The sequence below is a fragment of the Paenibacillus sp. RC67 genome (assembly GCF_030020805.1).
In the GTDB taxonomy this organism is placed as follows: domain Bacteria; phylum Bacillota; class Bacilli; order Paenibacillales; family NBRC-103111; genus Paenibacillus_S.
This window is the reverse complement of the sequence record NZ_CP125098.1, coordinates 5,960,247-5,975,449: the sequence shown is the minus strand read 5'-3', so window position 1 is coordinate 5,975,449 and position 15,203 is coordinate 5,960,247. Positions and strand designations below refer to the sequence as shown.

Annotated in this window: 12 protein-coding genes; 10 read left to right on the top strand and 2 right to left on the bottom strand. The window is 47.5% G+C overall.

Translation table 11 applies throughout. The features are described 5' to 3' along the window. Window positions 1–43 precede the first annotated feature (43 nt). From QMA13_RS27175 to QMA13_RS27145, 7 genes are all read left to right on the top strand, one after another. Window positions 44–1,633, top strand: a complete 1,590-nt coding sequence (locus tag QMA13_RS27175) for a glycoside hydrolase family 28 protein (protein ID WP_282936815.1) — start codon at window positions 44–46, stop codon at window positions 1,631–1,633. 125 nt (window positions 1,634–1,758) lie between these two features. Further along, window positions 1,759–2,544, top strand: a complete 786-nt coding sequence (locus tag QMA13_RS27170) for a sugar phosphate isomerase/epimerase family protein (protein WP_282936814.1) — start codon at window positions 1,759–1,761, stop codon at window positions 2,542–2,544. 215 nt (window positions 2,545–2,759) lie between these two features. Continuing rightward, entirely contained in the window at window positions 2,760–6,614 is a 3,855-nt protein-coding gene (locus QMA13_RS27165; protein WP_282936813.1) for a response regulator, read from the top strand. A gap of 75 nt (window positions 6,615–6,689) precedes the next feature. Beyond that, the gene (locus QMA13_RS27160) at window positions 6,690–7,382 is read left to right on the top strand and encodes a response regulator transcription factor (RefSeq protein WP_282936812.1); all 693 of its coding nucleotides are present in this window, start codon (window positions 6,690–6,692) and stop codon (window positions 7,380–7,382) included. Window positions 7,383–7,536: 154 nt separating this feature from the next. Beyond that, window positions 7,537–7,866: a response regulator transcription factor gene (locus QMA13_RS27155; protein WP_282936811.1), complete on the top strand. Its 330-nt coding sequence runs from the start codon at window positions 7,537–7,539 to the stop codon at window positions 7,864–7,866. A gap of 40 nt (window positions 7,867–7,906) precedes the next feature. Next, window positions 7,907–10,189, top strand: a complete 2,283-nt coding sequence (locus QMA13_RS27150; protein ID WP_282936810.1) for an EAL domain-containing protein — start codon at window positions 7,907–7,909, stop codon at window positions 10,187–10,189. 214 nt (window positions 10,190–10,403) lie between these two features. Beyond that, window positions 10,404–11,171: a sugar phosphate isomerase/epimerase family protein gene (locus tag QMA13_RS27145; protein ID WP_282936809.1), complete on the top strand. Its 768-nt coding sequence runs from the start codon at window positions 10,404–10,406 to the stop codon at window positions 11,169–11,171. A gap of 83 nt (window positions 11,172–11,254) precedes the next feature. Here QMA13_RS27145 and QMA13_RS27140 read toward each other — a convergent pair whose 3' ends face one another. Together QMA13_RS27140 and QMA13_RS27135 are read right to left on the bottom strand one after the other, a co-directional pair. Next, the gene (locus QMA13_RS27140; RefSeq protein ID WP_282936808.1) at window positions 11,255–11,440 is read right to left on the bottom strand and encodes a hypothetical protein; all 186 of its coding nucleotides are present in this window, start codon (window positions 11,438–11,440) and stop codon (window positions 11,255–11,257) included. Window positions 11,441–11,519: 79 nt separating this feature from the next. Continuing rightward, window positions 11,520–11,660 (bottom strand): DUF6254 family protein, encoded by a 141-nt coding sequence (locus QMA13_RS27135; protein WP_282936807.1) that lies wholly within the window; start codon window positions 11,658–11,660, stop codon window positions 11,520–11,522. Window positions 11,661–11,929: 269 nt separating this feature from the next. Between QMA13_RS27135 and QMA13_RS27130 the strand changes: the two genes are divergently transcribed. The 3 genes from QMA13_RS27130 to gucD all read left to right on the top strand — a co-directional run bounded on the left by QMA13_RS27130 (window position 11,930) and on the right by gucD (window position 15,135). Next, a complete protein-coding gene (locus QMA13_RS27130; protein ID WP_282936806.1) occupies window positions 11,930–12,697 on the top strand; it encodes an IclR family transcriptional regulator in 768 nt (255 codons plus the stop codon). An 85-nt stretch (window positions 12,698–12,782) separates the two neighbouring features. Continuing rightward, the gene (locus tag QMA13_RS27125) at window positions 12,783–13,703 is read left to right on the top strand and encodes a fumarylacetoacetate hydrolase family protein (RefSeq protein ID WP_282936805.1); all 921 of its coding nucleotides are present in this window, start codon (window positions 12,783–12,785) and stop codon (window positions 13,701–13,703) included. Next, entirely contained in the window at window positions 13,672–15,135 is a 1,464-nt protein-coding gene (gucD, locus tag QMA13_RS27120; protein ID WP_282936804.1) for an alpha-ketoglutaric semialdehyde dehydrogenase GucD, read from the top strand. Before QMA13_RS27125 ends, gucD begins: the two co-directional genes overlap by 32 nt. The last annotated feature ends 68 nt before the right edge of the window (window positions 15,136–15,203 follow it).

The following is a 15,203-nucleotide window of genomic DNA, read 5'->3' as shown; positions in this document are numbered from 1 at the left end:
AGGCACTACCGTTACTGATTACTTTTCTTAGGAGGATACTTCATTGAATAAGTCTGCAAGTTCAGCCGTTGGCAGTGAGGTTAAAGCGCCGTTTGACATGCCTGAAATTGCGCTTCCGAATATACCTGAACGAAGCGTAACCATTACCGATTTTGGAGCCTGCGGCGATGGAATTACAATGAATACAGAAGCGATTGCTCGGGCGATTGAAGCTTGTGCCGAAGCAGGTGGGGGAACGGTTGTTATCCCTTCTGGAGTATGGCTAACAGGTCCGATTATGCTGAAAAGCCGCATTCGTTTACATACGGAGCACGGTGCTGTCATTCGTTTCAGCGCCAACTATTCTGATTATCCATTGATTGAATCGAACTTTGAAGGGCTATCGTCGGTTCGCTGCGTGTCTCCTATATATGGGGAGCAGCTGGAGGATATTGCGATTACCGGGAATGGGGTTTTTGACGGGTCGGGAGATGCTTGGCGTCCAGTCAAACGATTCAAGATGACGGAGCTTCAATGGAAGAAATTAATTGGCTCTGGTGGAGCAGTGGATGAGGAAGGCGAGATTTGGTGGCCAACGGAAGCTGCGATGAACGGTGCTGCAGTGGTCGAGGCGCTGCGTAAACAGAGTTCGGCGGCTATTGAGGATTACGAGCCGGTGAGATCTTACCTGCGTCCGGTGCTGCTCAGCTTACGCAATTGCAGTCGGATCATGCTCGACGGACCGACGTTTCAGAATTCGCCCAGCTGGTGTCTGCATCCTTGGGTAAGTGAACATATCACGATTCGCAACATTACAGTACGCAATCCATGGTATTCGCAAAATGGCGACGGGCTTGATCTGGAATCGTGTCGTTATGCGGTAGTTAGCGATTCGGTATTTGATGTTGGCGACGATGCAATTTGCATCAAATCGGGCAAGAACGAAGAAGGTCGCAAGCTCGGCAAGCCCTGCGAATATGTCGTGGTGCGTGACTGCACCGTATATCATGGTCATGGCGGATTCGTTATCGGCAGCGAGATGTCGGGCGGCGTACGCAATTTGCTCGTCTCGAACTGCACGTTCATCGGCACGGACGTCGGCCTAAGGTTCAAGAGCACCCGTGGCCGTGGAGGGATCGTGGAGCAAATATATATTCGCAATATTCGGATGAAAGACATCGCTCGCGAAGCCATCACCTTCAACATGTACTATGAAGTGAAGGGAGATCCGGATGCACTGGCAGAGATCAATGAAGGTACGCCGCAATTCCGCGACATTTTCATTGAGGATACGGTTTGTGCAGGTGCCGAGACTGGCATTCAGCTGAAAGGGTTACCAGAGATGCCGATTCGCTCTATCCACTTGAATCGGGTTTCCATCGAAGCAAAGCAGGCAATCGAGTGTACAAATGCGGAAAACATCTCGTTGCGTGGAATTACCGTCTTACCGGAGAACGGGCCTGTTGTGCGTATCCATAACAGTCAAAATATTTTGCTAGAGGAAGTCAACGCAAAGACAGAGAGCGATATCTTCCTGCATGTAACGGGCGCAAGCTCTGAGCAGATCCGCTGCCTGAATATGTCACCGGCACCCGTTAAGGAGTCAATCCTGTATGGAGCGGAAGTGAAAGCGGGAGCTGTACAAGGGGTATAATAATGCCCAAGCAAGAACCTAGCGGTGATTATTCCGTTAGGTTTTTTTACGTATAGGGAGGAAAAGCGAAAGCGCAGGAAGAAGTATCGATACATGACATACCGAACAAGGGAGAGATGAATGAGATGATGAGTAGCGATAAAGGAAATGTGTATTTCGGTACGATATTGCTTGAACGAAATCGGTGGGCTGCGGGCAAGGAGCCTTCCTATCTTGTTAGTGAGTGGATTCCTCGATTGAAGCAGGACGGCTTCGACGGGATAGAATTGTGGGAGAACCACGCAGCTCTATGCGACGCAGCTGAGCTGGAGAGGCTATCAGACGCCCAGCTGCCTGTATCGGTGTACAATTCATACGTCACGTTCGAGGATGGAGCAGAGGAAAGTCGGAAACAAGCAGCAGAGCTTATTAGGGTGCTGGGTGCTAAAGCGGTCAAGTTTAATTTTGGACGAGAGCAAAGCTTATTGGACACCTATACCCGCAATTGGAATGAATGGGTGAAGCTGCTACCTGGTGATTGTCGCCTTCTTTGCGAGTGCCATCCCAATACGGTAATGGAAGAGCCGCAAGCGGCAGCGGCTGCTATGAAAGCTATGGATCGCTGTGAAGCGATCGTGCATCCGTTCCACAGCTTGGGCCCGCTCGAGGAGTGGTTCGAGCATCTGGGCTCAGCTGTCACGCACGCACATGTTCAATATCGTTACGGCGGCCAAACATTTCGGCGATTGAGCAGTAATCAAGAAGAAATCGTCGAAAAGTTGAATCTTATGAAGCAGGCAGGCTTCAACGGCTCTTTCACGTTGGAATTTGTTGAAGGTACGGGGCAGGGAGAAGAGCATGAGAAGCTGTATGAGGCAGCTTTGGACGATCGGAACACACTCAAAAACTGGATAACCACTAACACGTTGTAACTCCTCTTAATTGCATCGGGCCTTCGATATGGAAGGAGGTCCGGCTCCTCTTTCTTCCCAAAGCCAAGCTTTGTTCTTTCAATTGAAAAAGTTCCCGGATTTAATGTCGAAATTTGCTTGTAACGGTAGGATTAAACACCGGGTAGGGTTATAATGAAAATGCCATAGAATCCATACCATACATCCAATTATTAACTGCTATTGAGGGAGGGACTATGAGGGCGTCGCTGCAGGTACGAATCAGCGTACTGTTTCTCCTTATTACGAGTATTTCTTTGACTTTGGTAGGCTGGAGCAATTACAGCGCTGCCAAAATGACCATTTTGCAATCGCTCAAGGACAATTCCAGGGCCAAGGTGCAAACACAAGCACAAGATCTTTCTACGTGGATATCGAACCGATTGACAGAAGTGAAAGTGATCAGCCATACCGATCTGATTCGTTTTGGTGAGGATAAGGAGCGCTTAGCCTATTTACTGAGAGAACGAGATAGGTCTCAAGGGATTTTCACCTCATTCGGTATCAGCGACACATCGGGCAATTTGGAGATGATCGACGGACGGACGCTGCAAATTGCAGACGAGGCTACGTTTAACGATGTATTGAGAGGAATTGACGTCGTATCTAATCCATTGATCCGCAGCTTGGATGGCAAGTTGATTATTAAGATGCAGGTTCCAATTTTCGACAGCGAATACAGAATTAAAGAAGTACTGAATGCGGACCTACTGACGGACAAGGTGTTTAACGGACTGACAAATTATATGGTAGGGCCTTCGGACGTTACCATTTTATTCGAAAGAGATGGGACGATCATTTATCACACGGATCATTCCAAAATTTTGAACTCCAACGTGTTGAATTCGGATTCACCGTTTCAGCCCATTGTCCCAGAGCTGGTCAGTCACAGTCACGGTTTTATCGAGGTTGAGGTAAGAGGGGACCCGGCTCTCATTTTCTATTCGGAGGTACCCGGTACCAAATGGTATATGGCTGTCTGTGTATTGATGAAATCGTTCGAAAAGCCGCTTCAATCGCTTTTTTTGCGCACGGTCCTCACGGTTATTTTGACGGAGCTCCTCCTTGGAGTCATCATGTTTTATCTATTGAACAAAGTGGTTACGCGTATTCGCCAAATATTGAACGTAACGGAAAATGTAGCCGGGGGCAATTTGAAAGTAAGCCCTATCTTGTTCCGTTCCAAGGATGAGATCGGTGCGTTGGCGCAGTCCGTGAACGGAATGGTAGATAATTTGCGCAATCTGTTTGAACGGTTAAATGCGATTATTAATCAGAATGATTACGCTATAATCGTCATTAACACGGACTATAAAATCACTTATTTTAATCGTACAGCCGAAATGATACTTGGTTACAATGCGGATGAGGTTATTTTTAAAGAGAGTATGTTTCTTTTGCATGACAAACAAGAGATAGTCGAACGTGCGAAGCGGTTGACCCAGGAGCTAGGGATATATATTCATCCGGACATATCCGTTTTTTTGACCAAGTCGTTGTGCCATGAGCCTAAAGATTATGAGTGGACCTATATTCATAAAAACGGCACTCGGTTTCCTGTTAACTTAAATGTCAGCCCAATGCGTGATCAGCATGGCTGCGTGACCGGTTACGTCGGAATCGCGCATGATATTCGCTTGTACAAGCAGACAGAGGAAACTCGTAACCGCTTGTTAAGCATCTTGGACGCGGCCAAAGACTTAATCGCTTCCATCGATACACGAGGAAATATATTTTACATGAATCCTGCGGGGATGGAACTGCTTAGAATTACACAGCTGGATAACCGCACGAAAGAAGCCAAGCAGTACCTAGACAACGGTACCTTCCGATTCTATATCAAGGGGCTGTATCGGGTTCGTGATAAAGGCTATTGGGAGACGAACTCCAATGTAGTCACTACGGATGGCCAGAAGGTGCCGATGTCCCTAATTGTAGTGGCACATAGAGATAAATCCAATAAAGTGGTTTATTACTCCGTTATTGCAAGAGACATATCGGAGCATAATCGGATTTGGGCAGAAATGCTGCTGGCCAAACATGAAGCGGATGATGCCAACGAAGCCAAAAGTCTTTTTTTGGCTAGGATGAGCCATGAAATTCGCACGCCGTTAAACGGTATCATTGGTTTCGCCCAGCTTATGCTGAGAACGGAAATGAGCGCTGCTCAAAAGGAATACGGCAATAAAATTGTTGCCTCATCCAACACCTTGCTGCGTATTGTAAATGACATTTTGGACTATTCCAAAGTGGAGGCCGGCAAGCTGGAACTGGAGAAGGTGCGCTTTAACCTTCATGAAATGATGCGCAATCTATCCGACATGATGAGTGTCCTGCTTGGAAAAGAGCCTATCGATATTATCATTGACACCCCGGAGGAGCTTCCCGATGCCCTGATGGGAGACCCGCTCCGACTGGAGCAGGTTCTGCTTAATTTGTGCAGCAATGCCATCAAATTTACGAAGCAAGGAATCATTAGTATTACAACGACCATCATGGGAACCGACAGCAAAGGAATGTTGTTGCACTTTTCTGTTGCAGACTCAGGGATAGGCATTCATGAGGAGCATTTGACGAAGCTGTTCGAGCCGTTCTCGCAAGCCGATGGATCGACTAGCAGGAAATACGGTGGAACCGGCCTCGGACTGGTCATTTCCAAAAATCTCGTCGAAATGATGGGAGGCTCCATAACGGTCAGAAGTAAAGAAGGTATAGGGAGCTGCTTCACATTTACGCTGCACTTTGAAGTGGCGGATCATGCCAAGCTAGAGAAGCTGGAGCTGCCGGTTAACCGCAAGGAATATCGGGTTCTTGTCGTCGAGGACAACCTGTTTATTCGAAGCAAGCTTAGCGAGATGCTGAATTCCCTGTCGCTTGAGGCTATTTGTGCCGCTACGTGGGAAGAAGGCTCCGCTATGCTGAAAGCTCAGGACAAGAGCAACCCTATTCATGCGGTGCTGCTTGATATGGAAGCTGAGGATATGTATGGTCCAGAAACCTGGCTGCAATTGAAAGATACGGCGGAAACGTTCGGCGTGCTAACGATCGCAATGACAACGGTTTATGGAAGAGAAGAGATATTTGGAATGCAGGAGTGCGAACGGCCGGATAGAATTCTTGTGAAGCCTCTAAACAGGCTGGGGCTGTCGCAAGCCATTCGATCCGTATTTGAAAATTCGATCCCTGTAAATGCTACGGAGCCTGAGCCAGCCCCACGGCCAAGACTATCTTATATGGAACTCCGGGGGAGAATTTTATTGGCAGAAGACCATGTGATCAACCAACAGGTAGCCGTTGAACTGATACAAAATGAAGGCTTCGCGGTGACTGTAGCCCGTAATGGCAGGGAAGTGCTGCATTACGCCGAGCAATCGAATTGGGATCTTGTGTTTATGGACATCCATATGCCGGAAATGGACGGATATGAAGCTACTCGCCGTATCAGGGCAGACAGCCGTTACGATGCACTTCCGATTATTGCATTGACCGCCAATGCGATGCAAAAGGAAAGGGAGCTTTGCTTGAAATTAGGAATGAATGACATTCTGACAAAGCCGATCAGAGCCCATGAATTGACTCTACTGTTAGACAAGTGGACGGGAGAGCAGAAAGAGTTAATCAAGCCAAAGGGAGCGGAAGCGGGCAGCTCAAGCTTGAAAAGCACTCATAGTGAACAGCTGATGCAGCTTCCGGAGCTCCCCGGCATCGATTTGGAGCTTGTACTGCATCGATTGAACGGAAGGATGCCGATTTTGGTACATATGTTGAATCAATTTCAAATGGAGTATCGCCATTATACGCAGACGCTCCATGCGCAGCTTGAAAATGGGCAAATCGAAAACGTTCGCCGAAGCATTCACTCACTAAAGGGAGTTGCGGGGAATTTAGCAGCTGACCACCTATTCGAGCTTGTCTCCAGCATCGATATGAAGCTCGCGGAGGGGTCGGGGGAAGAATGGATTCAAGAGCTTGCGGCGTTAGACCAGGAGCTTGCTGTTATACTGGCTGCTCTGGAGGGTTGGAATGGAGAAGAACAGGAAAGCAAATTGTAAGGAAAGTTTGAGTAAAATGTTTACTTTTGTAAAGTTAGGCTAAATAACTTCATATATCTTGCTGAAGGTGGGTTTATGCACAAAGTATTTATAGTAGAAGATGATATTATTATCGGGGATATGCTTTCCATGTATTTATCCGAGGAAGGCTACACGGTTCACCGTACCGAGAGCGGGAAAGAGGCATTGAACCTACTGGAGGAATTTGAGCCTGATATTGTTTTATTAGACATGGTTCTTCCTGACATTAGCGGCATTCAATTGTGCGGGGAGGTTCGCAAAAGATCGATGGTTCCCATCCTCGTAGTCTCTATGAAAACAGAGGTAATGGATCGGGTCAACGCGCTGCATGCCGGAGCGGACGATTATTTGTGCAAGCCGTTCAGTATGCGTGAACTGTCGGCTAAGGTAGCCGCAATGATTCGAAGAACGTACTACAATCATCAAATTAAAAGCGCTGAAACGGATGGAGTATTAGCCAGCCAAATATTTTTGAATTACGAGAAAAGGTCGCTTTATGTCAATGGGACTCATGTCGATACGACATTTTCCGAGTTTGAAATCATGAAGCTGTTCATAGCTAATCCAGGCAAAGTATACAGTAGGGAAGAACTGATTAATGCGGTTCGAGGATTTGATTCCTTTGTGAATGACCGCGCTATTGACGTCCATATCGGGAACTTGCGTAAAAAAATTGAGAAGGATTCGAAACAACCTTTGTATATCAAAACCGTCTGGGGTGTCGGATATAAATTTTTGAATATGTAAAATCCATGATGCGCTAACATTCATCCATAAACTTTTTTTACAATTTTCGCTCATAATAGGGATAATGGTGGATGATATTGCCATAATATGTGACTCTTTGTCATTTATTGTCGAACAGCAGGATGAGTCATAAAAAATGGAGGTCTAGTAATTCATGTTGGAAATGGTATCAGCAAAATATGAAGTGAAGTATTTGGAGTACGTCAGGCAGTCCATGCTTTCATTTGCAGAAAGAAATCATTTAACGCGCCGGGAAAGTGAAATAGCGATCTTGTTGGTTATTTACGGCTATTCCAATCAGGAACTGGCTGATCATTGCACCATTTCGGTTAAAACAGTCAAAAATCACTTGGACAATATAATGAAAAAATTAGGCATTCATTCGACGAGAAAGCTGTATTCGCTGCTGCTGCAAGCCTTTTGTCACGAGAGCGGTATGACAATGGCGGAGTCAGCCAGGCGATACGGCAGAATGAGCGGGTAATCATCAGTTTATGCTGCAATACGGGATAAGAGGGGATGCGATGATGTCAAACGGATATGAAGCGTTAGAGGGTATAGCTATTAATGCATCTGTGTTATTAACGTGTATCTTTTTGTTTCATTGGCTGTACCCCCTTATTTCGAGATTTTCTTCCAGTTGGGTACGCGTGACCTTGGGTATTTGGTTCGGCGTCACGGGCCTCGCAGTAATGCTTGATCCCTTTTATTTTGCTGACGGCATTATCATAGATTTTCGGACGGTCTTTGTGGCTATTGCGGGCGCGTTCGGGGGCGGAATCTCAGGTACTATAGCCATGCTGATCGTAGGCGGCTACAGGGCCTATCTGGGTGGCATGGGGGCTCCCAGCGGAATAGCAAGCATTGTAACGGCAATGCTGCTTGGCGTGCTGATGAATCGGTATGAAGCTAGGTTCAGAAAGCTAACGCTAGCTTACGGCGTGTTCGGTGTGATGGTCGCTATTGAAAGTGTTTTGTGGTTCCTTATGCTGCCAAAAGAGCTGGATCGATCGATGATACGGCAAATCGCATGTTACATGTGTGTTTCGTATCCGTTAGTCGTGATCATTATTCGCTATTTCATAACCTATGAAATTAGAAAGCGGGAAACAGAAGGAAAGCTGCTTGAGAGCGAAGAGCAATATCGTACTTTGGTGGAGCATTCCAACGATTTAATATTTCGCTGTGACTTACGGGGGAATTTGTTGTCGGCTAACAAGAAATTCCTGGATGATATCGGGATCGAAGCGAAGGAGCTGAGAGATCGTTGGATATATGACGTTCTCGGGTTCAGGAACGATTTGTCCAGATGGCAGGAGCTGCTTACGGAAACGGTCTATGCCAAAGTCCCCGTTACCTTTGAAAAGGAAGTAGTTCACAAGGACGGAAGTAAGCATCTGTATGTTACGACACTATCACCGGTAATGGGCATGGATCAGCAGGTGAAGTCGATTACCGGAACTTGTTATGACATTACGAGAATTCGGAATTCAGAACGACATATTATGCGATTATCTTTATATGATTCGTTAACGGAGCTGCCGAACCGCCGGTTGTTAATGGAGAAGCTGAATCAGGCTATTGCCATGTCGGACGAAAAGGGGACAAGGGTCGCTGTCGTTGTGGCCGATCTCGATAATTTTAAGCTGGTCAACGATACGAGAGGCTATGCGTTCGGTGACGAACTGTTGAACAGAGTTGCGCAGCAGCTGCAGCGTTTACTGTCTCCCAAGGACACGTTGGCTCGAATCAGCGAAGATGAGTTCGTTTTTTTATTGGAGGGCTTTGATCAGCTGCATCATTTGCTTACACGCATCCAGACGATACAGGATGAATTTCAATATCCTCAGTTCATTCGCAATGAGCAAATCTATACCAAGATGAGTCTTGGCATCGCGATGTATCCGGGTGATGGAGCAAATGCGGAAGAGCTGATCAAAAATGCCGATACCGCTATGTATAATGTGAAGTCAATGGGAAAAAATCATTACCGATTTTATAATACGGAGATGAGAGAAGCGTTGTTGAAACGCAGCAGGCTGGAAGAAGCGCTTCGTAAGGCACTTATACATAATGAATTGATCCTTCAGTTTCAACCGCAAAAGGATCTTCGCACGGACCAGATCCGTGGCTTCGAAGCATTGATTCGGTGGGTGCATCCTCAGATGGGAACGGTGTCGCCAATGGAATTTATTCCAGTAGCTGAGCAAAGCGGTGCAATCATTCCTATCGGCGAATGGGTCATTCGTACGGCTTGTGAACGGAATAGAGTCATTCAGAAAAATCATTTTCCACATTCGATCATTTCGGTCAATATTTCCACGCTGCAGCTTCAGAGGCCGGATTTCGCCCAGATGGTAGTCGATATTTTGCTTGAAACACAGCTGGCTCCGGAATATTTGGAGCTTGAGATTACGGAGAGCATCATGATGGAATCATTCCATTCCGCTATCGCTAATCTGGAAATATTGCGAAATTACGGAGTGAATATCGCCTTGGATGATTTTGGTACAGGATACTCTTCCTTAAGCTATTTGAAGCAGCTGCCTATCGGAACCTTGAAGATCGATAAATCGTTCGTGAAAGATATCACCCAAGAGACCGTTGGAAACTCTCTGGTGGAATCTATTATTATTTTAGTCCATCGAATGGGGATTCAGGTTGTGGCTGAAGGGGTTGAAACGGAGGAACAGCTCGAGTGTTTGCGCCAATGGGGCTGTGAATATGTTCAAGGCTATTTGATCAGCAAGCCGTTATTTGAGCTTGAAATCCGCCATTTGGCGGCAAAGGAGCAGGAATCGGCTTAACGGACAAAGAGCAGGAGAGATAGGGGAAGTAGATCATGCCGTTAGGATGCGTGATCGTTTTTCTCCTGTTAAAGACAATAAACGTTGAAAATGATTGCGGTATAACAAGAAATGTTCGGAAATTAACGTTCATTTCCTTTACAATAAGAACCAGAGATCCTTCTTTGACCTTAGCAGCTAATAATCATGTTGGACAAACTGAGGAGGAATGGATATGACGGTTTTTGGTTGGTGCACAGGGATTGAACATGTGGATGAGTTGAAGGAACACGGGTATGATTATATTGAATGTCCGCTGGCACCTCTTATGATGGAAGAGCCAGAAGTATTTAAGAAAGCGCTATCAAAATATGCAAATCGTTCTATTCCGGTTAGAGCTTGGAACATTTTTTTTCCGGGGGGACTGAAGCTGGTAGGTCCTGAAGCGGACGAACCTAAAATTCGCAGCTATGTTGCCCGGGCAGTGGATACAATGAACCGGGCCGGATCCTCGATTGCCGTCTTAGGCAGCGGCCGTTCCCGTTATGTGCCGGAAGGGTGGGAGCGGGAAAGAGCGGAGGAGCAGCTGTTGAGAGTGCTCTCCCTGATCGCGGATGAATGCGAGGGAACGGGTTTAACGTTGGTTATTGAGCCGTTAAATACGAAGGAATCCAATATTATAAATAGCGTTGCCGAAGGAGTTGCTTTGGCTCGTTCCATTAATCGTGCTCCGATTCGTGTACTAGCGGATTTTTACCATATGGATGAAGAACGCGAAGCGCTTGAGACGATTGCAGAGCACAAGGATTGGCTCGCCCATATCCATGTGGCTGATACAGGCCGACTGTCACCGGGAACCGGACAATATCCTTATGATGCGTTCGTGCAGCAGCTGAGATTGGCTGGTTATCAAGGGGGAGTCTCCGTAGAATGTACGGTAAACGACAGGGTTAAGGAGCTGCCTTCTGCGTTGAGTTTTCTGAGGAAAACGTGGGGAGCCTAGAGGCTTTCAAATAGATGGATCAAAAATCAAGCCCTCGGCGCCGCCGGGGGCTTGATTGCGCATTCATGAACCTGTAGGGAAGCTTACCTGCGATTTTTAGGATTGAGCTCCAGATCCTTCAGCCGAAATTTGTTATCCCATACGAATTCCATATCATATTCGGTCGTATCGTTGCTGATGAACCGGTACATACAGGCGCAAAAGCCGCCGATAATACCAAACAAAACGACAATCCAGGAAAAAAGCTCGATCCATAGCGCAGGTGCCATGCACTCATCCCCTTCTTCATGTCTTACAACCTATTTTATGAAGAAGAGGAGAGGAAGATGCTTAGTAGAGGGACGAGCCTTATGGTTTCTTATTCTTGGACTGCTTTGCCGCCTCGTACTCCTCGGCGTACTCTTCCAACGAAGTAATATGCCCATGTGGATGAGGGGTCTGCTTGCGGATTTTCGCTGCATTTTCGCGGCGTGCCTTCGATTTGCTCATCGATTGTTGACCTCCTTTCGCTGATATAGGGGAATACGGCCCCACCCTAGAATGGGAAGCTTGCTCTTTATTTATGCATTCTCGTAGTTTAAATTCTGTCAGCAAGGGGCGGTATTCCCTATTAAGTGGAATGGATGTCCATTTCTAATAAAATTACTGTTGTCAATTTATTACAACTGCATTATAGTGAAAGTAACATCAAGTATTTGATAACGTAGTACTATAATGTAAAACGATTATGATTTACAACGTGCGAAGGAGTTTACCTCATGCCGATTATTCAGTCATTAGACAGAGCGTTGCGCATCCTAGACCTTTTTGATGAGCAGGAGAGTGAGTTGAAAATTACCGAAATCAGCCGCAAAATGGAGCTGCACAAGAGTACGGTTCATTCCCTATTGAAAACGCTTCAGGAGCACCGCTACATGGAGCAGAATCCGGAAACCGGGAAATATAGGCTTGGAATGAAGCTATTGGAGCGCGGTAATCTGCTGCTTCAGCATCTCGATATTCGAACACTTGCTCGAACCGAGCTATTGATGTTGGCTTCCGCAACGGGTCAAACCGCTCATCTGGTCATACAAGAAGGCAGGGAAGGCGTATACATAGACAAGGTTGAGGGGCCGAGAGCGGTTATTCGCTATTCGCGTATCGGCAGACGAATCCCTTTGCACTGCAGCTCCGTGGGGAAAGTGCTGGCAGCGTTCCTGCCGCAGGCAGAACGAGATCATCTGCTTCAAGGTTATGATTTTACGGTACATACCCCAAGAACAATAACGGATAAAATGATGTTCATCAAAGAGCTGGAGCAGGTAAAAGTGGACGGATATGCGATCGATAACCAGGAGAATGAACCGGGAGTGCGCTGTGTGGCGGTACCGATCCGCAACCATACAGGACAGGTGATAGCTGCTGTAAGTATATCGACGCTTGTATCCAACGTGGACGACAATGAGTTGGAAGCCTTCATTTCGGTATTGAAAAGCACCGGTGAGAGCATTTCCAACCAACTGGGCTTCGGGATGGTCAAGGTTTAAAATAGAGTGCTTCCAAGGCACCTCTTTTTTAACGATATATTTGAGAACCCTGTTTTATATTATAAAACAAATGGAGGCGATCATCTTGAGAATCATTCGTTACTTGGAAAATGGGAAAGCCATTATGGCGGCCGTAACAGAGGAAGGACTCGTATACCCGTTAGAGTTCATGGATCTGTTCGAGCTGGTGCAAACAGCGGACAAGGAAGGAATAACGGCTGCGGGTTGGTTGGAACGAGAGCTGCCCAAGAGGACTTCGCTTAATAACAAAATGGAAGCGCTGCAACTTCTTGTGCCTATTGTTGCTCCTGAGGTTTGGGCAGCAGGAGTTACCTATGAGAGAAGCCGTCAAGCTCGGAACTATGAAGCAACCGGCGGTAAGTTGGATGCATCTACTTTTTACGACAAAGTGTATGATGCGGAACGACCGGAGCTGTTCTTTAAATCGACGGCGGCACGAACTGTAGGCCCCGGGGGAGTCTTATGCTTGCGCAGCGATTCGACTTGGCAAATTCCCGAGCCGGAGCTCGGGCTCGTGATCGACAAGTCAGGACGGATTATCGGATATACGATAGGCAACGACATGAGCTGCCGCGATATTGAGGGGGAGAACCCGCTCTATTTGCCACAAGCGAAAATGTGGCGAAGATCCTGCTCGATAGGACCTGCGATTCGGCTTGTAGATACGGTAGCCGACCCCTATGCCTTAGATATTATCTGCCGTATCTATCGCTCAGGGCACAAGATTGTGGAGGGGACGGCCAGCACTGGACAGCTTAAGCGGAAGCTGGAGGAGCTGGTGTCGTTCCTGATCCGGGATAATGATCTTTTCGACGGCACGGTGCTGCTGACCGGCACCTGCATTGTGCCTCCTAATGAGTTTACTTTGCAGGACGGAGATCGTATCGAGATTGGGATTAGCGGTATCGGCGTGTTGATCAATGAGGTAAGGAATCAGGAAAGGGTGAGTTGTGATGAACACAATCAGCAATCGCACGTTTCTTAATTATATCGGAGGGCAATGGATTGCCTCAGTCTCCAATGAAACAGAAGGAAGCATCAATCCGGCTAGTCGCCACGAAACGGTGGGATTCGTGCAAAAATCAGTCCAGGCCGATCTTGATCAAGCTGCTGCAGCAGCCAAACAGGCAAGCCGTGCATGGGGACGACTATCCGGCGCAGCAAGAGGGGAATGGCTGTACAAGGCGGCCAATGCATTGGAACGGCGGCTGGAGGAAGTTGCCGAGATGATGACTCGGGAGATGGGCAAGACGTACCCGGAGGCTAAGGGGGAGACAGCCCGCGGAGTAGCTATTCTCCGTTATTATGCGGGTGAAGGCATGCGCAGGGTAGGCGATGTCATCCCATCAACAGATAGCGAGGGACTGATGTTTACGACACGCGATCCGCTTGGCGTAGTAGGTGTTATTACGCCGTGGAACTTTCCTGTAGCGATTCCCGTATGGAAGATCGCCCCGGCCCTTATCTACGGTAATACCGTCGTGTTCAAGCCTGCTCAGGAGACGGCTGTAACAGCGGCGCTCGTCATGGAGTGCTTTCATGAAGCGGGCTTACCTGCGGGGGTCGTGAACATGGTTACAGGAAGAGGAACGGTGATCGGGCAGGGCATCATCGATCATCCGGACATTCAAGCCATTACCTTCACAGGTTCAGATAAAGTCGGCAAGCAGGTCGGCTTAGGCGCACTGAAACGTGGAGCCAAATACCAGCTGGAGATGGGCGGGAAAAATCCGGTCATCGTCGCAGCCGATGCCGATTTGGATTTGGCGGTGGAAGCGACGATCAGCGGCGGACTTCGATCCACCGGACAGAAATGCACAGCAACAAGCCGGGTCATTATTCATGCCGAGGTGTATGAAGTTTTTAAACGGAAGCTGTTGGATAAAGTCAATACCATTCAACTCGGGAGTGGATTGGACGGAAGTACTTGGATGGGACCCTGTGCGAGCCAATCGCAGTTGGATACGGTATTAGGCTACATTGAGCAAGGGAAGCAGGAAGGAGCAGTACTGCTCTGCGGAGGTAAGAAGCCTGCAGCAGCTCAACTACAGGACGGTTTCTATGTAGAACCTACCGTTTTTGACGGGGTATCCCGTGAAATGACGATTGCACAGGAAGAAATATTCGGCCCAGTCCTCGCCTTAATGAAAGTGGATTCCTTGGAGGAAGCAATTGAACTGGCCAACGATGTGAAATTCGGTCTAAGCGCTTCGATTTTCACTCGCGATATCGGCAGCATGCTGTCGTTTATCCGGGAGATGGATGCAGGTTTAGTACGCGTGAATGCCGAATCCGCGGGGGTAGAGCTGCAGGCGCCGTTCGGCGGCATGAAGCAGTCCAGCTCGCATTCAAGAGAGCAGGGACAGGCGGCTATTGAGTTTTTTACTTCGATCAAAACGGTATTTGTGAAAGGATAGCTTTAGAAACGGCCCAGGCGCAATGCGATAGCAACCTTTTATTGGAAATTAGCGTTATATTAGAGACC